We start from the raw sequence: 21,604 nt of genomic DNA on the forward strand, positions 1-21,604 counted from the left end.
ACCTTGCTTGCACAGTATATGCTAATAAATGGTCGAGAACAAGTACCTGTAAATACAGTAAATATATGAAATTACATCGATTTTAGCGGTTTTCGACCGCAGATTCGAAACAGGTAGCAGTAGCTGATTTGGCACGCCTCGCGGTCGTCAATTCGGTTGCCGTTGCACAGGTCGAGACCGTCCGCGGCGCAATATCGCCAGATGGCGTGCTGGACAAAACGCGGGAAAAACTCTGGAAAGCTCGGATTAAAGGAGCGAGCATCAATCCGCTCCGCGACACGTCGGATGATTTCGGCACAGCCGCCTTCCGCGTAGCAGGCCGGGCCGTATCGATGGGGAATACCGCATTTTTCCAAAATGCCGGTCCTGTGCAAGAAATTGTGGACCAGCGTATCAATGACCAGCATGGCCTTTCCGGTCTCGAACCAAACGGGCCTGTGGTTGCGCGCGCCTATCATCAGCCAGGACAGCGCATTGGTCAGGACCTTGTCGGCCACACCGAAAACCTCACGGAGCGGGCCGATCAGAGCTTCCTGTCTGGCGGCCTCCAGATCGGCGTCAGACAACCCTGTGGTGGCTTCCAATTGGCTATCGATCCAGCCAATGAGATCGCCCCCAGCGATGTCCCGGACGAATAGAAAGAGGCTGTAGGCCGTCTGATTAAGCCGCCCGTTCCGGAGGTGTGGACGAGGTACTGGACAGGCATCGATATGATCGGGCTCGGCACAGGTGAAGCTCCCCTTGTCGTACCGGCAGCCCCCGTAGTCCCGGAAGGTTTGGAGCTTTGGGCAGGAGGGCGAATTTCGGAGGCTTGCCTCCATTTTGGACCAGGACGCGGTCCCATGCTTCTCCATGTAGTTACGGGCAACCTGGTCGGAGATGCCCTGAAAGCTGAACGCCGTCAGGAGCCAATCGAAAATCGGCGGCGTATGGCCCGACGCCACAGCTTGATCCAGGCCCCCGTGACGAAACTCGTCGTCGATCTCATCGAGCAACGATAGTGATCCAGCGACTATACAGACGGTGCGGATCAAAGCGTCGGAGTGACTGTGCGGTAGCTCGCTACACGGGGCAGTCGGCTTTGCCGCCATCTTTCGGGGCGATCTTAGGCTAGGCGAGCGGGGTCCTAGATCAGAGATACCAACCTCCGCTGGGCGTCACTGTCGCCATCGATGTATCCCTGCGTGGTCTGGATCGAGCGATGCCCAGCAAGCAACTGAACATCGCGCAACGAACCACCGGCTTTATGCACAAGCCTCGCCGCCCGCGTGATGAATGTTCGGCGACCTGAATGTGAGGAGCAGCCGTCAAGACCGACGGCGCGGTATGCGCGGCTAAACCAGATGACGATGCTGCGTGGCTTCATCTTGCTGCGCCGCTCCGAAAGCACGACGGGCCGTGATGGTTCTGAATGCCCTGTCAGCGCGGCGAGCGCCTCTCGAAGATCGGCATGGAGAGGGATTGTTCGGCCATGCCCCTTCTTTGCAGCGCAGTCTCTCAACTCCAAAGTTGTGCCAACAGTACCATTCGGATCGAGAACCATGTCCCACGTGAGGTTTGCAATCTCGGCGGCTCGCAGGCCAGCTTTCACAGAGAGCAAGACGATCACGCGGTCTCGAAGCGGATACCGAGTCGTTTCGGCAAAGAGTAGGAGGTTGTCGATCTGGTCAGCAGCTAAGATTTTTGCCTGCTTGCCCGGCATGGTCCTGTTCGAATTGGTTGTCGTGATTCTAACTTGCGCTCTCAACAATGCAACTTCAATTTCTTGGCCATTCGACTCCGAAGCTGAAGCACCGCCTTAGGTCCTATTGCGAAAATCAGGTCTTAGTTTAGATACCGCGACTTGAAATGTGGGGACGTTCATGGATGAAAAGCTTGCGCGCGGCCGCGCCCGGGAATTGTTTCGCCACCTTGCCGCGCGAACGAAATCGAAAACAGATCCGGCAACTCCGATCAACTTGAAGGTAATAGAGACGTACCTGTTACGGGGTGGAATCGACGAGACACGCTTAAAGGGCTTCGCGGAAGAGATTGAACGCGAATTTAGAAGCATTGGCCAAACATCAGTAGTTTCGAGAACGGTACGGCACCCCGTCAAGAACAAGGTCATTATTGAGGTTACGCGGCCTGGCTGCGTTGAAGGCACCGAGCAATCCTGGATGATCGCTCGTGCGAACACTTACGTGCTTCAACGCAACGTTCTTAAGCTGATCGAAACTGTGCATCACGTAGCCGTTTCTCAGCACGCCGTTTTCCGCCTGTTCGAACGCGGTAATATGAAATCGGAATCGATTGTTGATCTGCTGGACGGGATCACCACCTGGGTTCCCACCTTGCTTTTTTCCCTATTTGGCTTGAGCGCGCCAAAGACGAAGCCGGGAACCCAAATCGCTCTGCCATTCGCAGGTGGGCTGCTCTTAGGTGACATTGGGGCCAGTCACTTCGATGGCTCGCACCAAGGTCCCTCCATCACAGACTTCAGACGTGCAGGAAGCAAGCTACGTCGCCTGCGCGCCCCGTTTGAATTTGACCAACTGACTATTCCTACGATTGGCATAAACACATACGTCAGCGGTGACGAACTGTTCGACAATCAGCAGCAAATCCAGCGTACGCTTGTAGCCTTTGGCGAGCGGTATCGAATGCCGATGGAAAACATGCGTGCCCTCTGCGCGCTTGGATATCCAGATGAGGAAGTGACGAAGCTACTCGGTCCGCCACCGTTCAATGAGTCTGACTTTCAGGCCCTCCAGGATTTAGTCGATCTCATTCACAGATTCTTCGAAACTCCTGAATGGATCATTCACAAGGAAGCCTTCCACGGAAGACGCTCTCGAACCGTCCAATAGAGGCACTAACTTGCTAGATCGCTTTTCTTCTATCCTCACATCCTCGTCTGAAGCTGACATTCGATACGATGTGACGCTCGGCTCCCGACTGGTTATTTCAAAAGCCGAGAGCGTTACCGTTTCCTACGCACCGTTTGAGCACATACAGCACGGTGCCAAAGTAGTTGTCGTAGGCATTACCCCAGGAGCGCAGCAGGCGCGCAATGCCTTGCTCGAAGCTCGAAGACAATTAATTGCAGGAGCGAGCAATGCGATAGCTCTTCAGAAAGCCAAAGTCTTCGCAAGTTTTTCAGGGCCGATGCGCGCAAATCTCGTCGCTATGCTAGATCATGTGGGGCTTCATCGCTGGGCCGGTCTGAGCAGCACGGCAGAATTATGGACGAATCGGAGCGACCTCGTTCATTTCACCAGTGCGCTCCGCTATCCCGTTTTCGTCAACGGGGCAAATTATTCGGGCCAGCCCTCAATGACCGCAACTCCGGTGCTTCGCCAACTATTGGAGACATGCCTCAAGGAGGAAGCTGTGACGCTGTCGAAGGCGATTTGGGTGCCACTTGGCCCAAAAGCAGCTCAGGGCCTTGAGTGGATTATTCAGCAAGGTGCTTTGGATCGGAACAATGTTCTGATTGGTTTGCCTCATCCGAGCGGAGCAAGCGGTGAACGCATCAAGTATTTTCTCGGACAAAAGCGCAGAAGCGACCTGTCGGTGAAGACTGAGCCTGAAAGGCTCGACGCTGCTCGGCAGCGAATAACGGCGCAGGTCTTGTCTCTTTGTACCAATGAGCCGAAGCCATCAGCCTAGGGCGGCCTCGCCCGAGGCTCCTTTGAGAACCGTAGGCACGATCCGGCGGGGCCTACCTCACTGTCAACTGTGAACATAATAGCGAAAAGGTATCGAGTATTTTTCGTTCATGAGGACGGCGAATACGACATGTTCGTCGCTGTGCCATTCCGCTCGTGGTATCCATGCGCCGCCGTTGCTCGACTCCAGTAGCGATAGCCAAAGCTCTAAGAGGAGCACTCTAGCGGGAGAGCAACGGCGTCGCTCCGCATGGCTGGCGTAAAAAGATCGACGGCGGGAAGGCTATTGAGTCCATTTGAACTTGTTACCCGATGAGATAGCGTGACAATCTGGATATCTATCGCGTTAGATCAAAGGTTGCGCAGGGGTTCAAGCTCCTTGAGCTGACAGTCTATCATGTATTGAAAGATCGCTTCGCTGTCGCTTAAATTGTAGCACCGAAATGGGAGCTACGCGTGGGCAAGCAGCAACCAGCGAACACTGAGAAGACCGACATCACTCGATGGTTACCATCTTGGATTCTCAACGAGAGAAAGCAAAAGGCCGTCGCTTTTATAGCGGGGGGCGTCGCAGCTCTAGCGACAGGCGTGTGGGCAATATTGCCTCCGTCAGCTCCCAAGGAGGTTTATCTAAAAGTTGACAACGTCTGGTTATCCGATCCTTTCATGGAGACTGAACAGGATCGTGAATACACGCTTTCTGTCCACTTCCGCTACCAGCAGAAGGGCTATAACAACAAGACGTGCACGGGACGAGTGCGGACACAATTAGCTCAAAGCGCCGTCGGGGTTGGTACTACGAAGATCCCAAATCTAGTTATGGAGGCCGAGGGATCAAACGCTGAAGCGAGCTTTCGATTCGACCTATACACATCAAGTTATAAGTCAGATGCGTACTTTCAGCTTACCTGCAACGACGGATCATCGACTGATTGGCTTCCAATTACAATTCCGAAACCGCAACCACATCTACTCGCCAAAGCCAGACGCGACGCATACGGAACGTCCGACTAGAGGCAAGAGGTCGTGCCATTGCGTCGGACGGGGAAGAGCGGCCTTTAGGATCGAGCACTTTGCGCGCACGGAGAAATCAGACAATGGTACTCAACGGCGTCATCGTCCCGCCACGACGCATTGTGATCTAATGACAGGGGTCCTTTACATAAGCTTGCTTCGCGGCGATGAACGCCTCTCATAGATCGGCGTGTGCTACGCTCCTGCGGCAGGCTTGTTAGCCGATCTAAAGAGATCTCGGTCGGTCGCGCTGGGCACACCCACTGACGCTCTGGCTGACGACTGTGAACATAATGATGTGTGTATCGAGAGGTGTGATTGCAGTGGCCGATAAAGAAAGCAAATGATTTAAGGAGACTGCTCTTCCGCAAAGGCGACCTTCCGGGGTCGGCAAGAAATTGGTGAGGCTGAGTAGCCGTTGTGCGGCCTCGCGTGACCTTATCAGTCAGTCTTTTTGGGAGACCGTTTATGATTGGCGAAGAATAGCCAACACCACCGAAAATTACGCTCCGGCTGCATTGAACTTAGGGGGCGGCTTGGCGTCTCAAGCTAATCCGCTCACCTAAGGCACTGCGAGATCAGTTTACGAGTCATTGATTATCAGCGTCTCTTGGATCAAAATCTTGTTTAATCAGGCGCTCATCGCAAGTGATCATAAGATAATTTAGGCTCCGATCCTTGATGCTCTGCCAAGTGAGTTCTTGTATTTTTTGGTCGGAGAAGTTCTTCTCCCTCCACTTGTCCACGTCAAAAGAGGAGAGCTCTGGAGAGTCAGCAACAAGATCAACTCCAAATGCTCCGTCGCTATACCCGGCGGAAAAGTAACAGGACATGCGGCTGGCGACGGAGCTTCCTGGCGGTGTATGGCTATACGGACAGGTTATAGAAACCAATGATGCACTTGCAGCGCTGTTAACCCATTGATCGCAGTCCTTCGATCCGACATGCTTGAACTTCATGTCCCCCCAACGAATGGGCAAAGAGAGTTTATCGACGGGCCAGTCACCAAATGAACCGACAAGAGCCTGTGTTTTTCCGCTCAAACCAACGAAAATTGAAATCGCCTCATGATTGCGGCCATATATGACCCTGATGACATACCCGGCCTTTCGATAATAGTACTCACTCAGATTGAGCCAGCTATATACGCCAGTCCGAGGATCTTCCTCGCCGCGAACGGGAACGTCTTTTACGCCCTTGAACGGTCCCATGGCCGTTTCAATCGCTTGTCGGTTTTGACCCAGAAACAACTTGGATAAATCGAAAGTCGTTTGCGCTTTAGATTGGTTCTGCGCGACACGAAAGCGCTTAATGTCCGGATGCAAGATGATCGACGGACCGACTCGTGGATCGTCGGTTTTCTCGACAGCATGACTTTGTACATCAGAATCGTTGAGCGGTCTCTCTGAAATAGGAGAGAAGGCTCCTTCTACTATGTCATTAGCCGTCGCAGCAAGCATCACTGCATGCTGCGCTCGTAAGTCCCAGGGCAAATCGTCCAGAACAACTTGGCGAAGAGTGCCCGCGTGTGCGAAGCCAATGAACAGGACCAAAATCACAAAAGTCCGCATACTTTTCTTCCTAAGGTCGCTTGCAAGCCGAGCACTAAATGTGGTTGACGAATTCAATCAATGACTTCCGCACTGCTGCCTATCTAACGCGATGCATTTCACCATCTCTTTTTGCGTATCTAATCAGCTGTACGCACTGCGCCTTCGAGATATGAAATTGTTGCATCTTTCCTTCGAGTAGGGGGCTTACAGGAATAAACATATCCTTGTCCAACAACGTAAGCGCAATGTCGGATGGCTCGAATCCCACCTCGGCTAACTGAGCGTAGGTGCGAAGGAGAAGAATTGCCGAGTTCTCTAAAGATTGGTGGGAAATAACGGCGGAGCCGTAGGACGGTATTGCGCAAGCCCAGATCAGTTCCTTGCCATCGCGATCTAAGGAAAAAGTAGCTTGAGGTCTTTCGCAGTAATCGATTTGTCTGACGAATTTGATCTTGCCAGGAAAATGTCCGAGCCTTCTTAACTGTACTGCGTCGCTAATAGTCAAAGTGTCGAACGCAGGGGGAAGGTTCTGCACCGGCGCATCACTCTTCAATGTCAAAGGACACTGATTCGCTTCCAATAGCCTGTTTGCTGCGTCTATAACCGCATCCGCACCTTGCATACCAAGAGGGTAGCTTTTGGCTACCCGAGCGGTAATGTTGCTGACGGCCGTTGTTGATTTTTGGTTTTCGCAGAAGACACGGCTTCGGAAATCATCGAATGGTGTAAGCCGTTGTTCAAGTTCACCGCCGCAAAGCTCAGAGTTAAAATCGACCGCTGCGCAGATTGAAGAGCAGCTCTTCTCGCAGAATTCGCTCTCCACGTCGATTTTTAGCGTGCTCGTACTCTGATCATCGGGAATAAACACTCGAACATTCCCAATCGCGTCCTCAGCGAGCACGCAGAAGCGTTGCTCTGCGCCTTGGACCGAAGCAGGCGCAGAGAGAAAAACGTACAGTACAAGGTGCGAGAGTCTCATATTCTGATCTCTCCTTCAGAGGAAGGAATTGGTACGACTTCAAGCGAGCGCGCATCTGTCGATTCGCTATGTTTCATCCTCCTTCAAGACGCGGTGGCAATATGAAAAAGCGGGCGAAGTTCTTGCTTCCGGTACTCGGCGTAATGGTTTTCTTTAATCTAGCGTCCGTTAGAGCCGATGATACCTGCAAGTCCGTGCGCGATCAGCTTGCAGATGAAATAAGAGAAAAACTCGGTGCTCCAAACGCGCAGGTCATGTTGCTTAGTATAGACACGGTTAAGTCCGAAACGTCCGGGGACGAGAGTGGGTACGAATGCATAGGCCGTGCAAATGTCCAGAAGGGCTCCAGCTCTCCGCCCCAAACAGTGAAGTTTATCTATACTGTGACTAACGGTCGAAACTTTAAGGGCTACCAAGGAATCGACTTTACGGCGGTCGGCATCGCTTACTTCTGCGGGGAAGATAAGCAATGGGATCAAATCTATTCAGCTTGCTCAAAATGACTGCGTCTTAGCGGGATAGACCAGGCAGACATGGATTGTCCCGATCATAGTAACGCGTCAAACTTTGCTTAATGAGGTTCTCACAAAATGGAAGATACACCTCCATGGGAATGCCAACCTTCGCCTTACAAAACATAAACGCGGAATCCGCATTCCCCGGTCTGAACTGATACTGGTCAAATGTCCTCGGAAGATATTTCGAAAGGATAATGTTCCCGTCGGCAATGCGAAGGATGACTGGTGTAGCCCGCTGTTGCGTCCCGCCAATTCCGGTATCTGCCAGCGTCAGCATAATAGACTGGCCCTCTTGAGGCATGATGCCGTAAGGCGAGTGCGCGAGTAATGTTGATGACTCCAGGAGTTCGTTCTGCTCAACATAAGCTTCCTTTTTTCTGACAATGAACTCAAATCTAAAGTCATTGGAACCTAGTTTGCTACTAGGTGGGGGGAGGAGCAAGAAGCCCTTCTCTTCAGATTGGCGCAACAGCCATTGATCTGGAGGGGATATACCGCAAAAGGGCTTTTTCCCTTTGATGGAGAAGTCTTTTGTGGCGTTTTCTGTTTCTTCTGCGGTCCACGTCGACGGCGCGGTTTTGAAGAGCCTGCTATTATTGCTAACGAATAGAGGGCTTGTACTTGCGATGCGGAATCCGGACGGAATAGGCAAACTCCGAGTAGGAATCCCGCGATAGGTATTGGTTATAGGCGTGTTGTTTATTTTATCGGCAGAATCGCTCGCAATGCCGATCACGATTCCATCCCTGTCCACTATCGGGCCGCCACTGTTCCCTTTGTTCGCGATGCCTTGGTACTCGAATTTGGTTTCCGTCACGAATCCTTGGAATACGACCGGATATTGCGTCATGAGATTCTGGCCGCCGGGAAAGCCGAGAATATAAAGCGTCTCCTGCGCAGAAGGCAGCCGAGTTCGCATCGGAAGGGCGCGCATCCCATCTACAGCTTTCGCGAATTGTAGCAGCGCAATATCCAGCCCCTCATCCTTGTATATCAGCGTTAGTTCCGTAAGATTTTCTCGCTGACTGTTGTCGTCGTTGCGCAATCTTGCAATGCGGCCAACGATGAGACTAGCCTTGGGAGACTCGGGAAACAGGTGGGCGGCTGAAATTACATGCCCATCGTGGGTGGCCACAAACCCGGACCCCCAATCAACTGTTCCGTCTTGCCTGCTAATTATGAGCTTGACGACTCCAGCTTTAGTAGCTTCCAGCACATCAGAGATTCCGACCTCCTCCCACCCGAAAGCGCTAGACGCAAAAAGCGTCAGCACAAGAACCAGGGGTGCAAGGCGAACTCGTCTCATCGTTCAGAGTGCCGGATCTCTGCGGATGCTATGAAGCTGGAGCCCGCCCAGCTTTGGTATCCGTTTCGAGTTGATGGCATGAACAACTGGCTTTCCCTCAAATTGATTGCCTCCAGCGCACCAAACTCCATCAGCATCCATTTTGACAAAAAAACTGACATGCCCATGGATTGGATCCGGTTGACCGCTGGGCAGCATCTCTTGGAAAACTACCAGGTCACCCACTGCAGGTGTGAAGGGCCCGCTCAAATCTCCTGACTGCGGGTCAAAGGCCAGAGACTGCTTGCCCCATGTCCGGAAACTAGCCGACGCCGCGCTGCCAGTCGGTCGACTTGCGCCAACGGGCAAATTTCCCCCGTGCGCTTTGGATATGCACCAATTCACAAAAGCGGCGCACCATGCTGTCGTGTCCCCGACCGGACTAGTTTTCGTCGCACGGAAGAAGTCTAATATTAGTGGGTTAGCCGGTGCATCGACGGGCCATGCTCTTGTATATGGCGGCCAATCCGCACTGTACTTACCGCGCGCGACCTCAAGCAAAAAGCCTACAATTTCGATTGGCCTAGCATTCTCCATCTTCGATATCGAATCGATGATCTGGTTCGCCGTAGCCACCTCAGCCGAGGTCGGTGGCTGTGTCCCCTGGACGGTTACTTGGTCCGCAAATTCCTGGTTCATGGGCGGTTCGCTGCTCAGCGATTGATATTGGCTAGGTAGAGGAACTGGATTCGGCAGGGGATCGTAAGACGGCGGATCTGCAATTGATCGTGTGCTGGGTCCGAGAGTGGCGCTCAAGACAATGCCGCTAGTAAAAATGCGTCTGGAAATTGGCATCGAGGGTCTCCTTGGCTAATCGACGCGGAGGAGGAGGATGTGAATACGTCGGAGCAATGCGTCGCATTGTGCCAACAATTTCCATAGTTGGCGAGTAGAAATTGGGGGACATCTTCGAGTTGTTTTCCGCTGCTGACGCGCCGGAGGGGCCTGATCCGTCAGCGGGGCTTACGAAGTGCAGCTCACCGCATTAAGCAACTGCGCGCTCGTTCAAGTAATGAGCGTCGTGTTACACTTTATCATGATCTTTTACCTCGGACTCAACGCACTAACGTTCTCTCTCTCAATCGTGTATCTAGCAAGTTGCACACATTGGTGTTTCGTGACGCGAAACTGATCCATCTTCCCTTCGAGTAAAGGGCTCGATGGAATCAATAGGTCTGGATCAGCCAGCGTGTAAGCCAGGTCGGCTCTTCTGTCGGTTTCTATCTGCGCGAGGTGTCCATAACCTCTTAGAAGGAGTATCGCAGAGTTCGACGGTGAATCGTCCGCGAGCAGAACTGTGGAGTATTCCGCAACAGTGCATTCTTTGATCACTTCACGACCGTTCCCATCCAGCCTCAGAGTGGAGGGATTGGTGCCGCAGAAGCCAATTGAGCCAACAAATTTGACCGATCCGGGATAGTGCGCGACCGCTTTAAGCGCTTTAACATCTTGAATCGCTAAACCTACAAAGGCTTGAGGCATTGGTGCTGCCATGCCATCGAGTTTAAAGCGAAGGGGGCATTCGTATTTTGATAGAATGCCGTTGGCTATCTGAACAACCTTTGCAACACTTGAGCCGTTGCCCGAGTAGCCCGGGCCTAGAAGAGCACGTATCGCGGCCGAGAAACCGTCGTTCGGAGCGCTCTTCCCATCTCGGGTTTCGCAGAAGACGTGACTTTGAGCCCGGGTTAGATCGAACGGCGGACTTTCCGGCTCCCGTCCACAGAGGCTTTCGCTGAAATCCACTGCCGCGCAGGCCTGACTGCAGCTCAATTCGCAGAAGCGAGCTTCTGCACGGGTTCGAGCCTGCTCTTTGCGGAGTTCAGTGCCGCCTATAATGCGGATGATGCTTGAGCTCTTCTCACCAAAAACGCAGAAGCGAAACTCAGTCGCCATGGAGCTGCCATCAGCCAAACAGATCAATGCGAGAGTAGCGCTCGAGAGGCGCATCGCATTCCCGAATTGCATATCGGATCCTCCTCTGTTTTTGCGCCGCTGCGCTTAGGCGCGACGCGATTGGCGAACTGTATCCCCGCGGGTTGAATCGCCTAATCAAGTATCGATCAAGATCTCTTATCTACTGCAAACAGAATACAACTCATCCCACTGCTTTTCGCGGCCGCAGACGTACTGGATGCCGACTGCGCTCACTTCGATTGGCAACCCTCTCAGATTGAATACTGTATAGATAATACGTACCGTTCGGGGCGCATCTGAGCTTGCCGTCCAAATCATCGCGGTCGCCCAGCACTCATAGCCAGGCGAGTCACCGCCGGGCCCGGTAGCTGAAATTGCCCTTAGGGTATTTAAGTTCAGCACACTCGCCTTTTTGAATCCTGTGAAGCGGCTAGAAAGTTGTTCCTGGAGCGAGTCACGTGCAGACTTGCAGGTATCTTCATCGGCGTGGGCGACACCGGCCGCAGTGCAGAGAAAGATGACGGCTAATGCACGAGCGTGGATTATAAGTCTCCATCGGCAACGATCATTCATAGCATCGAGCTCCCGACGTGCTGGACTATTTCCTTAGCAATAACCAGTCTAAGCTCATCTAGAGGCTTTCGCATAACGCGATAAGCTTGCGAGCGGCGCGCTGGCGTTTTTAGCTCACTTGAAAAAGGCTCACCCAAAACGCGTGAACCATGCGTTTGCAACTAGTGCTTTATTACCGAGCAATGCGCGGATATCCGTACAAACAACGCGCGAATCACGCTTGGGTCGACGAAGACTCTGCTAGCCATAAACCTTCAGCGTGATGGCCGGGGAAATGCTGAACCTTGACCTCCTTCCAAAACAGCATTCGCTACGTCTATGAGATTGTGATTTTCTCGCCCCCAGTCGAATCAATGTTGCGTCGATCCAGGAGTGTTGGAAACACACGTAGGGTTCTCTTTCAGCAAGACATCTCGGAGACGGTCTTCGAAGATGATCTCGTTAGCGACAAGGGGATCTGGATTGTAAGCAGGCGCGAAGAGAAGATGAACGCCAAACAGCTTTGATTTGTTGTAATCAAGCGTATCGGCTCGCTCTGCTTTGGCCGCAATGGCAATCACAGCCGAGTCTATCAGAGGATCGTATAGCGGCAGACTGGTGTCCTTGTCCTTCTTTGTTGCCTGTTCGCACAGCCACCTTTTGATACCCGCTTTTCGCAAGGACGCACGAAGCTCGTCAATTGCCACGGTTCTCTCGTTGTTGACTGTGTCACCAAAGAGAAGGCTCATTATTTCATAACCAAAGGTCCTGTCCCGCACCTTGACGGTGCTGGATACGTGCTTCTTGAAGTCCGACAGATCGGTTCCTCTCAGCCCGTCTGGAGCGGTCTGCGTATCTCCTGCTAGCATATTGAGAAGAGCGTGAACGTCCTTCACCAATGTCGGTCGGTTGTGAGGCTGCTTGGACGGCGGGTCTGTCAGGATATTCTTCAGATCGTCGTCGGTGATCTTATAGCCGTCGGCAACGGTAGGAAGTTGCCGCATAATGATAAGAGCCGCGCGCGCGATTGTTGGGCCCATGCATTGCGCGATTATCTGATGCGAATTGCTCGCCAGGAGCGTCCTGCGATAAAGCAGATACGCGATGTCCCTGTCGTCATTTATGCCAGCGTTATAGTATTTTTGAGCTTCGAACTCGCACTTCTTGAATAGTTCTTCAAAGGCGAATGCATTTAAGTCGAGCGGCGTACTTGTTGCTGAAGCATTATATGCAGAGATAAAGTTGGTATGACCATCGGCGACCAAGCTGACAACAGGATTTACGCGGAGCACCACCGAACTTGTGACTTTCTGATCGGCGTCATACGTCACAATCCTGTTCGTACCGATGCGCAGTGTAGCCGTCTTGGTGACCTTAAAATCGCTCGGCGCGTCAAATATTGATTTGAAAGCACTGTAGTCTGTTATCAGTTGGCTCGTGTCATTGACGTTCTTTGTAAATTCTGGAGGAACTTGGCTCTTGCTGAATAGTGCATATCCCATGCTGACGGCGCTCTTGAGTAGGGTCGAACCTTTCGCGAGTGCATCTGCAAGCACATTAGTCGAATTTACTGTCACCACGGCTTGAATAATGAAGTTGCTCGACCCGTTGACGAAGATCTGCCCGTTACACTCGGAAAATATAGATTGCGGAGTCGCGTGCAAGAACGGGACGAAATCCTGGGCCAATACCGTTGTGTTGAATATCGCATCTGTCGAAGCCAACGGTGACCCGGGCGCGGCGTCGCCGCTTTGTTTGTAGATGGAGACAATGTGCGAAAGCGTGCCCTTGGCTACGTGAGCTTTGATCAGGTCATCCAAAGCGTTAGCGACAGTGTCTAGGCTGTTAGATTTCACATCGCAGCGATAGTCTATCGAATATAGCCGCGTAGCTTGAACCTCGCCTCCTGAACCGGGAAAGATTTTTACAACTTCAGCACAGCAAGAAGTAATTGAGCAAAGGGTAAGAAGCAGGCTAACAAAAAACTTCATCTAATCCCCCGAGTTCACGCCGACGCTGCAATGCTTCGACATACGAAAGAAAAAACAATCAGAAGCTGTATCGTAGCAATTTCGGCGGCGGTTGCAATCCGGCCGTTCGCAGAGTGCCCCCTTATGTCGCCTGCTTCGTCGGGTTGGTCGGCATGTATCCAGTCGGCCAAAAAGCTCCATTTAGCTGGTCCGCCGGACCCACTCTGGCAATCTTGATGGGGCCAGTGGCAACGTCGGGATAGTATTGACAGCGCAATCTTAATGAGATCGAATTAAAAGTGACACGTAGAGGGGGTGGGGTCGACCGATGATGCCGCACCTCGCAGAAACCCCGCGTTCTTGCTCGTAAAGGCTAGAAACGACGGCTTGAGCGTTTTAACCTTCGAACGCTAATGGAGGACAGCTCACACTAGGGCGGTACGTAGAATTCACCGTGCGTTCGCTAGAGCTGCCGCTATATTCTTTCGTGGGCCGATTAGCTAATTTGGGAAAAGGTGAGATCAGTTAGAGGGTCTCATGTCTCACTGAAAAGGGTCCCGGACCTGATGATTGACCAGAAACCCCAGTTGGCTTGCGGTAAGGTCATATGCTTACCCAGTATTTCACTTGTCTTAATCTGGAGCGGCGTCGCGTTCGCGGATGCTAACCCAGGCACTCAGCGCGTTTTAGACCGTCTTACCGATACGTCACAAGCAATTGTCGTCGAGGGTCGAGAGGGCGTCCAAGCGGAACTCCGCGCCTTTGAAAAAATCGGAAGCACGTGGACGGAGAAGTTTCGCGTACCGGCGGTCATCGGCAAGAAAGGTTTCGCTCCCGAGGACGAAAAAACTGAAGGCGATCTCCGTACACCCGCGGGGATCTACACGATAGGAACGGCGTTCGGCTACGGGCCCATCATGAAAACGTCCGTCCCCTACCGCCAAGCCACGGCAGAAGACAAATTCATCGATGACGTGGCGTCCGACCAATACAACACTTGGGTGCACGGAAACACGAACGCCAAAAGTTTCGAGGAAATGAAAAGAACCGATGGACTCTACGAATTCGGTTTGGTTGTGAACTACAATATGAATCCAATAGTCAAAGGCAAAGGAAGTGCGATCTTCATTCACGTCTGGAGATCGAGCACAAATGGAACGGCGGGCTGCGTTGCCCTTGAACGCACGAATGTCGTTCGCTTGCTCGAATGGCTAAAGCCTCAGGCGCGAGCCGTCTTTGATCCGGATTCGCTGAAAAATTAATTAACCGGACTTGCGCTTCGGTGAGGCCCGGGGCGTCTGGGCACGCTGCTGCAAGACGCCAACTTTGTCGTCCTACTCATCAAAGCGACGTAGTCGCGAGCGATTGCATCAAAAGTCCGAAGTCTCTGAAAGACTGGAATGACGAACTGGACGCGCAATTCATTGTAGTTTGATCAAGAGCTTATCTTCTGTCGAACGATCACTCAACCCTGAACTGACCATCACCCTTTTGGTGATATTAGCCGCAGAACACGGCCAGTAGAGGAGATAGATCAGCAACTTTAAACATAAGGTGAGAAGTGTATCGAGTGCGAGACCTTTTCAGCGCACCTAGCTTTTAGGGCTTCGCATTCTTGTGGGCTCGGATCGCAGCTCAAACTTCAAGCCGTCGCTGTTGACAAAGAACAGCGGCCCTGACTGGACCGAACTAAAAGCCGCTGCTGTGAGAGGTCCCCCGAAGCAGGCTCCCGTATCGAGATTGACGCGATTGGCTTGAACGTCGGGAGCGCGCGTCGTCGTTGGGGTATGGCCGTGCACCACAAGAGCACCGTGCCAAAGCTTCGACGATAAGAACGGTTCACGTATCCACAATATGTCGTCTTTGGATTGGGCCTTCAAGGGAGCGCCCGGTCTTACTCCAGCATGAACGAACAACCTGTGCTCGTCGCGAATTTGAAGAGGCAGCGCTCTCATCCACGCGAGGTGCTCTGCCGGAAGATCGCAGGGGTCATCGATGCCGTAAGCATCCAGCGTCTCCTCCCCGCCGTTCGCCCACCATTGAATGAGGTCGGCATCGGAGCGGCTCCGATCCGCGGCGAGGCAAAGCATATGGTCGTGATTGCCCAGGAGGCAGCGGAATCGCGACGGGGCGCTGGCCTGTTCTCGCATCAGGCAGGTAATCACTTCGTCGGAGGCGGGCCCTCTATCGACATAGTCGCCCAGGAAGAGGAAATCGTGCTCGATGTCGCCTGCGCCCTTTCGGCAGGCGTCGAGCAGAGACCTAAGCTCCTCGAAGCATCCGTGGATATCTCCAATCGCGAAGGTTATCCGTTTGCTCATATTGACCGCCCATTGCAACCATTCTAGTTGACATCAGAAGCAGTGCTTCGCCAGGCGAATATTTTTTGCAAATGTTCCATAATGTGTAAATTTCTCGGGGCCTCGATTGAATATAGGTGGAGTGGAATGACTGGGGACGAGGTCGCGTAGTGAGATTGCGAATCCATCGGGGGACGCGGGAGATTGGTGGCACCTGTATCGAGCTGGAGAGCGAGGGAGCCCGAATCCTGCTCGATCTCGGTCTTCCGTTGAACGCCAGCGATCTTGCTTCCACGCCGCTGCCCAACGTCGATGGGCTTTCCACGGTCAGCGCCAGCCTTCTCGGTATCGTCCTGTCTCATGGTCATCGGGACCATTGGGGCCTGGTGCCGAAGGTCAACCCCGCGATTCCGCTGATCATGGGGAAGGCGACCGAGAGCATCATCCGGGCGTCCGCCGATTTCGTTCCCGATGCCGTTGCCTTGAATGCAAGTCACTACCTTGAGCATCGCAAGCCAATTCAGATCGGCCCTTTCACTGTCGCTCCGCGCCTCGTGGATCATTCGGGCTTTGATGCCTACGCCATGGAAATCACGTCCGGCGGTAAGCGCGTATTCTATTCCGGTGATCTTCGCGCTCATGGCCGGAAACGCAAGCTGTTCGACGCACTGATCAGCGATCCGCCTCGCAACATCGACCTCATGTTGATGGAAGGATCGAGCCTCGGCCGTTTGTCTGACGACGAGACGTTTCCGTCCGAGGAGGACCTCGAGGAGACGTTCGTCACGCGCTTCGAGCAGACCGAAGGCATCGCCCTGGTCGCTTGCTCAGCCCAAAACATCGACCGGGTGGTCACGATCTATCGCGCGGCGAAGCGAACGGGCCGCAGCCTCATCATCGATGCCTATGCCGCCGAGGTGCTGAAGGCCACGGGGCGCGACAGCATTCCCCAGCCCGCGCCGGGCTGGTCGAATCTCGCAGTCTACATCCCGCAAAGACAGCGCATTCAATTGAAGGCCAAGGGGATTGCCGCCCTGGTCGATGGTTATCGCGGCTTTCGGATTTGGCCCGGGCAACTCGCCGGGAGCGCCCCGCGCTCGGTCATGCTATTTCGGGGCTGGATGATCTCCGATCTCGATCAGGCCAACGCGCTCACGGGCGCGAGGGTGTTCTGGTCGCAATGGGATGGCTATCTGGCTGACGGCCAGGCTGGAGCGGCTTTGCGGGCCGATTGCAATCACCGTGGCATCCCGTTCGAAACGATACATACCTCGGGACACGCTGGTCCATCCGACCTGAAGCGCCTTGCCGCTGCCGTGGCAGCGAAGCGCCTGATCCCGATACATACGTTTGAACGGCTTCGGTTTCCGGATCTCTTTAGCAACGTGGAATTGGCAAACGATGGCGAATGGATTGACGTCTGAACTGAACTTCCTCAAGCGCGGTCTCTCCAGTCTGCAAATCGCGGGTTTGAAAACACTCGCAGGGAGCCCGGACGATAATTGGTGGAAGGAGGTGCTGGAGAGCAAGGACCTGTTGCTTGCAGTCCGGAACGGATACCTGAACGCCTATGTCAAAGGTCAGAGCGTTTTCAAGATTGCGTTCGGACGAGGAGGCAGCGACGGCAGCCAGCCCCGCCTTGCCATCCATTACAAGTACCTCGTGAAGCCGGAGCTTGAGAAGAAGGATCCTTATGTCTCGTTCGACGGTAAGGCGTTCGATCTCGATCCAAAGACCATCGTCAACACCGAGTACGAGACCAAGCTGACCTTGACGCAACTCGTCACGACCGCCAAGCGATTTGCCGGGCCCGAGAAGAGCGGCGTGCACAAGATCGCCAGGAAAGAGCCGAAGGTCGTTGATCTTGAAATTGCCTTCACGAAGGCTGGGGAGAACGGCGATCTGTCTGCGCCGCGGATGGACATCGTCGTATTGGTGCCGGGGAAACCGGGCGGAGCCGAGCTGGTCTTCTGCGAGGCGAAATGCGCGGATAATCGTGAGTTGTGGGACCTTGAAAAGCTTCCGAAGGGGAAAAAGAGCCTGCCTCCTCCGGATCGTTCCATCGCCGTGATCGCTCAAATCAGCAAGTATGAGCAGTTCATTCAGGCCAAGGAAATCCAGGAAAGCCTGATTGAAGGCTACGTCAGGGTCTGCAGGAATCTGGTGGAGATCAGCGGTCAAAGCCCGGCTAGGCCGGTCGATGATCTCGTCAGGCAGGTTGCAGAGGGGAAAGTGGAGCTAAAGATCCACCCCCACGTCTTTCTCCTGATCTACGATTTCGGCGAGGACGAGAAGGAGGGCCGGATCAAGACAAAGCGAGCGGAGCTCAAAAAGGAAGGCATCAGGACCGTGGCCAAGGGCGAGCCCGGCCAATTCCAGTTGGCGAACGACGTATTGCGCGAGATGAAGAAATGGACTGGTTCGAACGACTGACGGGGTTTCGCGAGAGCAACTACGCCGACACGCGCGCCAGGATCAAGGTCGATGGACGTGAGCTCCAGTCTCTCGTCAACGGAAAAAGCTATGGCATCGGCGAGCTTGAGCTAGTGTCATTACAGTCGTTGCGTGAGCGGGCGATGTCCCTCAGCGGTCCGGCAGGACAGTTGAAATTGGCAGCCGTCAACGGCGACGTTCGACGCATGCATCGTCTGCCCGCGAACGCCGGTGCCCTGTTTCAAGTTGCCTCCCAATTCAACCTGCTGGAGATGACCGGTCCCGCGGTGACTCCTGAGCATGGGGTCACCCGTTATCAAAGTGACCCGACCCAGGGGCCAGCGTGCGCAATCGCCGCCGGAGCAGCGACGATCTACAGGAACTACTTCGCTCCAGTTGGCGACAGTTGCGGACAGACAGCAACGCGCCAGCTCGACGGACTGGCCGACGTTGGTGAAGCGCTGGCCGCGGACCTGAATAGGCCAGTTGAGGCTTTGTGGCAGATGACCAACGGCTACGCCCTGTGCACACGCGTCGGACTTGACGCTATTGCGGAGCACCTGAAAGGTCTGACGCCAGACCAGCTCGATACGTTGCGCGGCAGGCTGTGCGTCGGTGTGCATAGCGACGTGGAGGTCACTGACGCTGATGGAACGCATCGACCGCGGGTTTCCCAGGTGTTTTGCTCAGCGCTCCCGATCAATTATTCTCGTGTTCCGTCGGCGCACTGGAAGCCCTTCGCGTCGCTAGTTCTGGAGGCGGCCTATGAGGCCACCTTATTGGCTGCTGTCCTGAACAAACAGCGGGGGATGTCGAATGTGGTTTTACTCACACATCTTGGTGGGGGTGCCTTTGGCAACGAGGACGAATGGATTGACGCTGCCATCCGGCGAGCTCTGACGACAATGTCGCGTTTTGAACTTGATGTGAGACTTGTAAGTTACAGAGAGCCAACGCGGAAAACTCGGCAGTTGGTCGAGGACTTTAGTTGAAAATTGCTTTCGATCACCCGAGCCCCCGAACGGCTCAGTCGCATACTGATAAGAAAACTAAGAAAGGCTGATCAGAGCTGAGTTCGATAAGGTTTCTGCCTAACGAAGCACGCGTAAGCCGAACGCGCCACTCGCGTGCCCTCGACCACGTCGGCGGCCGTCTGGTACTCGCCGCTCGTCTCTCGCTGTCGGTGGACGCCAACGGACTGGGATACAACAATCTCATTTTATGGCTGTTGTACTCAGCGAACTGTCCAAGAATGCAGACGCCGCGTTTCGGAGTATCGCTCCGGCGAGGGCCGCCTGCATGCCTGCCGAGGAGAGGGCGTTCACTAGGCCAGCAGATCATCCAAGGACACCTCGTCGAACGGATTTGCAAAAATTCTCCGCGCAATAAAGAATCCCGTGACTCTGCTCTTGGGAAAACGTTTCGAAAGTATGCTTTTCGCGGCTTTGAAGTGTGCGCCAGCAGTCAGCATGTCGTCGATGATTCCGATATACTTGGGGTCGCCCTGGCCGCAAAGCGTTTCATCGATTTTATAATTCGCCTCGATCTCTTCCGGCTTAAGCCTGGTGCCCTCGTGGACCGCCTCCGTTGACTTGATCTGAACAATCAACTCTCGAACGTCTACCGACGCCTCGGACCTGATTGCCTTGCAGACCTGCGTCATGCGGTCATCGTACATCGGATCAGTTTTGATCTTTGATGGCGGTACCGGTACCAGAACAGCTTGTGCCAGCCATTTAGGGTTGATCGCCGGACCGAGAGCCTCCGCGCAAGTCGTGATGGCGCGGCCTTTCCACACGTATCCTCCTGCACCCTTCTTCTTCTTCAGATTCAAGATAAGTGAATTGGTCTCGCTATGCGAGTAGCCCATTCCGGACGTATATTCGTAGAGAAAAAGGCATTCATCACTTTCGGTGATGTAGTAGTGGTCAGCCCTATTCTTCTCGTCAATTTTTTGGAAGCGAACTGCTGGCACTCAGGGCATCCCACACATCGTCCATCGTCTTCGTGCGAATTGCCCCACGTGCCTCAAAACTGGCTGGCCACGTGATGTCTTTCCGCTGGAAGCACGAGTCGAGGATAAACAACTTTCGTCCCTGATGAAGTGCTGCCCGAGCTTGGATAAGAGTCCCGCTGGTCTCTCCCGCCTCAACAATGATGGTCGCTTCCGTCATCGCACTCATGGTGATGTTGCGTTCAGGAAAGAACAGGCGATTGTGGGGAACGGCTTGGTTCGCGTACCGAAGCACCGGTACTTGCGATATTAGAAGGAAATCGGTCGCAATCCGCTTCTGAAGCTCTGTGTTCTCTTTGGGATAATAGACGCCGAGCGGCGTCCCAATCACAGCAACGGTTCTGCCCTTTGCCTCTAAAGCCGCAGTATGGGCAGCGGTATCGATGCCGTAAGCCAATCCAGAAACGACTGTGAAGTCTTGAGCCACCAGCTCGCGCGCGATCTTTTTTGCGCGAGCGATACCCTCATCGCTTGGCTTTCGACTACCAACTACGGCAACAGACCGAGTTTCTGATAGCTCCCAGGTTCCCTGAAAATACAAGAGTTCAACCGGGTGCTTCGCGTCGCGCAGCCGGGTGGGATAGTTGCCCGCGTGATGGATTCGGATGCCGAACCGCGACACTCCTGCCTTCGATAGCCTTGTCATGACCTCTCTAGCGCGGGCGTCCGCAACGCTAGGAGGCACGAAGTCGGATGGCATCGCCATCGGATCAGCCGCAAAACGATCTGCTATGGTCTTGAACGTCGCGCCTTGTTGAAGCCACAGCTCCTCGTATGCCCCCATCTCGCGCGAAGGGGAAATTGGTGCGATGGCTGGACCATCATCGTTTCTGGCGAGAAGAGCGACGTTCATTGGCCTTTGATATTCATCTTTGCCCATAGATTCTGGAATAGCAAATGGGCGTGTGGACTATTTTCTCTCACGCCCTACGTTCCCGCCAACATACCACATATGATTAGCATATTGTTCTCACGAACTTTTCAGCTTCAGCCGATTGTAATGCAGCTAGGCCCTCAGCTCCTTAGGGGCCATGATTTCATTGACCATCGGCTCTACAGGTGAATAAGAACAAAATATGAACAATCCGTCAAGCGACGTATCGAGCAACCGCCTGCCGATAGGCCATTCCTTGAATCTGCTCGACGCGATCCACTTCGCCCACTGGAGAGGACCGCAAGGCGCACGACCGCGTTCTGGAGATCCTCCAAACCCAAGGCGGGATCGGCAAGCGAGCCATGGAGATCGCCAGCCAGACGATGCGCTGTTACGGGCCGCAGTGATCAATCCGAAGACCGCATCAATCAGGTGGGTTGCAGCCGCTGTGTATGGCCGAACTGCAATGTGAAAGCGGGCGGCAG

The 21,604-nt window shown here is 53.8% G+C and carries 18 protein-coding genes; 7 read left to right on the forward strand and 11 right to left on the reverse strand.

The annotated features are described in order from the left end of the window. Positions 1-71: 71 nt before the first annotated feature. Entirely contained in the window at positions 72-995 is a 924-nt protein-coding gene (locus tag G6P99_RS06505; protein ID WP_246709460.1) for a hypothetical protein, read from the reverse strand. A gap of 131 nt (positions 996-1,126) precedes the next feature. Beyond that, the gene (locus G6P99_RS06510; protein WP_165127562.1) at positions 1,127-1,702 is read right to left on the reverse strand and encodes a tyrosine-type recombinase/integrase; all 576 of its coding nucleotides are present in this window, start codon (positions 1,700-1,702) and stop codon (positions 1,127-1,129) included. A gap of 160 nt (positions 1,703-1,862) precedes the next feature. Here G6P99_RS06510 and G6P99_RS06515 point away from each other — a divergent pair, with 160 nt between their 5' ends. Together G6P99_RS06515 and G6P99_RS06520 are read left to right on the forward strand one after the other, a co-directional pair. Next, positions 1,863-2,849, forward strand: coding sequence for a hypothetical protein (locus G6P99_RS06515; RefSeq protein ID WP_165127564.1), 987 nt, complete (start codon positions 1,863-1,865; stop codon positions 2,847-2,849). Between the two features lie 10 nt (positions 2,850-2,859). Then, the gene (locus G6P99_RS06520) at positions 2,860-3,651 is read left to right on the forward strand and encodes a hypothetical protein (protein ID WP_165127566.1); all 792 of its coding nucleotides are present in this window, start codon (positions 2,860-2,862) and stop codon (positions 3,649-3,651) included. A gap of 1,603 nt (positions 3,652-5,254) precedes the next feature. Here G6P99_RS06520 and G6P99_RS06525 read toward each other — a convergent pair. Then, on the reverse strand, positions 5,255-6,235 hold the full coding sequence (locus tag G6P99_RS06525) for a hypothetical protein (protein WP_165127568.1): 981 nt from the start codon (positions 6,233-6,235) through the stop codon (positions 5,255-5,257). Between the two features lie 79 nt (positions 6,236-6,314). Beyond that, positions 6,315-7,196 carry a hypothetical protein gene (locus G6P99_RS06530; protein WP_165127570.1) on the reverse strand — a complete coding sequence of 294 codons (882 nt, stop codon included), beginning with the start codon at positions 7,194-7,196 and terminating at the stop codon, positions 6,315-6,317. A 101-nt stretch (positions 7,197-7,297) separates the two neighbouring features. On the opposite strand from G6P99_RS06530, the gene G6P99_RS06535 reads away from it, so the two are divergent. Continuing rightward, entirely contained in the window at positions 7,298-7,699 is a 402-nt protein-coding gene (locus G6P99_RS06535; RefSeq protein ID WP_334261935.1) for a hypothetical protein, read from the forward strand. 7 nt (positions 7,700-7,706) lie between these two features. Here G6P99_RS06535 and G6P99_RS06540 read toward each other — a convergent pair whose 3' ends face one another. The 4 genes from G6P99_RS06540 to G6P99_RS06550 all read right to left on the reverse strand — a co-directional run bounded on the left by G6P99_RS06540 (position 7,707) and on the right by G6P99_RS06550 (position 13,519). Next, positions 7,707-8,930 carry a S1 family peptidase gene (locus G6P99_RS06540; RefSeq protein WP_165127572.1) on the reverse strand — a complete coding sequence of 408 codons (1,224 nt, stop codon included), beginning with the start codon at positions 8,928-8,930 and terminating at the stop codon, positions 7,707-7,709. A gap of 93 nt (positions 8,931-9,023) precedes the next feature. After that, entirely contained in the window at positions 9,024-9,854 is an 831-nt protein-coding gene (locus tag G6P99_RS47445; RefSeq protein WP_414645544.1) for a CHAP domain-containing protein, read from the reverse strand. 249 nt (positions 9,855-10,103) lie between these two features. Further along, entirely contained in the window at positions 10,104-11,027 is a 924-nt protein-coding gene (locus tag G6P99_RS06545; protein ID WP_165127576.1) for a hypothetical protein, read from the reverse strand. Between the two features lie 872 nt (positions 11,028-11,899). Next, positions 11,900-13,519 (reverse strand): hypothetical protein, encoded by a 1,620-nt coding sequence (locus G6P99_RS06550; protein ID WP_165127578.1) that lies wholly within the window; start codon positions 13,517-13,519, stop codon positions 11,900-11,902. A 545-nt stretch (positions 13,520-14,064) separates the two neighbouring features. Here G6P99_RS06550 and G6P99_RS06555 point away from each other — a divergent pair. Beyond that, a complete protein-coding gene (locus tag G6P99_RS06555; protein WP_165127580.1) occupies positions 14,065-14,760 on the forward strand; it encodes a L,D-transpeptidase family protein in 696 nt (231 codons plus the stop codon). 330 nt (positions 14,761-15,090) lie between these two features. On the opposite strand, the gene G6P99_RS06560 is transcribed toward G6P99_RS06555, so the two are convergent. Further along, positions 15,091-15,819, reverse strand: a complete 729-nt coding sequence (locus G6P99_RS06560; protein ID WP_165127582.1) for a metallophosphoesterase family protein — start codon at positions 15,817-15,819, stop codon at positions 15,091-15,093. 149 nt (positions 15,820-15,968) lie between these two features. Here G6P99_RS06560 and G6P99_RS06565 point away from each other — a divergent pair, with 149 nt between their 5' ends. The 3 genes from G6P99_RS06565 to G6P99_RS06575 are packed head-to-tail and all read left to right on the forward strand — an operon-like array spanning position 15,969 to position 19,223. Continuing rightward, positions 15,969-17,222, forward strand: coding sequence for an MBL fold metallo-hydrolase (locus tag G6P99_RS06565; protein WP_165127584.1), 1,254 nt, complete (start codon positions 15,969-15,971; stop codon positions 17,220-17,222). Then, complete coding sequence (locus G6P99_RS06570) at positions 17,212-18,231, forward strand: hypothetical protein (protein WP_165127586.1); 1,020 nt, start codon at positions 17,212-17,214, stop codon at positions 18,229-18,231. The genes G6P99_RS06565 and G6P99_RS06570 overlap by 11 nt, the downstream gene beginning before the upstream one ends. Continuing rightward, a complete protein-coding gene (locus tag G6P99_RS06575) occupies positions 18,210-19,223 on the forward strand; it encodes a hypothetical protein (RefSeq protein WP_165127588.1) in 1,014 nt (337 codons plus the stop codon). Before G6P99_RS06570 ends, G6P99_RS06575 begins: the two co-directional genes overlap by 22 nt. 332 nt (positions 19,224-19,555) lie before the next feature. On the opposite strand, the gene G6P99_RS06580 is transcribed toward G6P99_RS06575, so the two are convergent. After that, on the reverse strand, positions 19,556-20,206 hold the full coding sequence (locus G6P99_RS06580) for a hypothetical protein (RefSeq protein WP_165127590.1): 651 nt from the start codon (positions 20,204-20,206) through the stop codon (positions 19,556-19,558). Continuing rightward, complete coding sequence (locus G6P99_RS06585) at positions 20,178-21,125, reverse strand: DNA-processing protein DprA (protein ID WP_246709462.1); 948 nt, start codon at positions 21,123-21,125, stop codon at positions 20,178-20,180. The genes G6P99_RS06580 and G6P99_RS06585 overlap by 29 nt, the downstream gene beginning before the upstream one ends. Positions 21,126-21,604 lie beyond the last annotated feature (479 nt).

The organism is Bradyrhizobium sp. 6(2017) (assembly GCF_011058295.2).
Taxonomy (GTDB): domain Bacteria; phylum Pseudomonadota; class Alphaproteobacteria; order Rhizobiales; family Xanthobacteraceae; genus Bradyrhizobium; species Bradyrhizobium septentrionale.

Bases quoted from the DNA above. Each gene is read 5' to 3' on its own strand.
- G6P99_RS06575 (WP_165127588.1), top strand. From the start codon at position 18,210: ATGGACTGGTTCGAACGACTGACGGGGTTTCGCGAGAGCAACTACGCC.
- G6P99_RS06550 (WP_165127578.1), bottom strand. From the start codon at position 13,519: ATGAAGTTTTTTGTTAGCCTGCTTCTTACCCTTTGCTCAATTACTTCT.
- G6P99_RS47445 (WP_414645544.1), bottom strand. From the start codon at position 9,854: ATGCCAATTTCCAGACGCATTTTTACTAGCGGCATTGTCTTGAGCGCC.
- G6P99_RS06555 (WP_165127580.1), top strand. From the start codon at position 14,065: ATGATTGACCAGAAACCCCAGTTGGCTTGCGGTAAGGTCATATGCTTA.
- G6P99_RS06515 (WP_165127564.1), top strand. From the start codon at position 1,863: ATGGATGAAAAGCTTGCGCGCGGCCGCGCCCGGGAATTGTTTCGCCAC.
- G6P99_RS06560 (WP_165127582.1), bottom strand. From the start codon at position 15,819: ATGAGCAAACGGATAACCTTCGCGATTGGAGATATCCACGGATGCTTC.
- G6P99_RS06545 (WP_165127576.1), bottom strand. From the start codon at position 11,027: ATGCAATTCGGGAATGCGATGCGCCTCTCGAGCGCTACTCTCGCATTG.
- G6P99_RS06585 (WP_246709462.1), bottom strand. From the start codon at position 21,125: ATGGGCAAAGATGAATATCAAAGGCCAATGAACGTCGCTCTTCTCGCC.
- G6P99_RS06510 (WP_165127562.1), bottom strand. From the start codon at position 1,702: ATGCCGGGCAAGCAGGCAAAAATCTTAGCTGCTGACCAGATCGACAAC.
- G6P99_RS06525 (WP_165127568.1), bottom strand. From the start codon at position 6,235: ATGCGGACTTTTGTGATTTTGGTCCTGTTCATTGGCTTCGCACACGCG.
- G6P99_RS06535 (WP_334261935.1), top strand. From the start codon at position 7,298: ATGAAAAAGCGGGCGAAGTTCTTGCTTCCGGTACTCGGCGTAATGGTT.
- G6P99_RS06530 (WP_165127570.1), bottom strand. From the start codon at position 7,196: ATGAGACTCTCGCACCTTGTACTGTACGTTTTTCTCTCTGCGCCTGCT.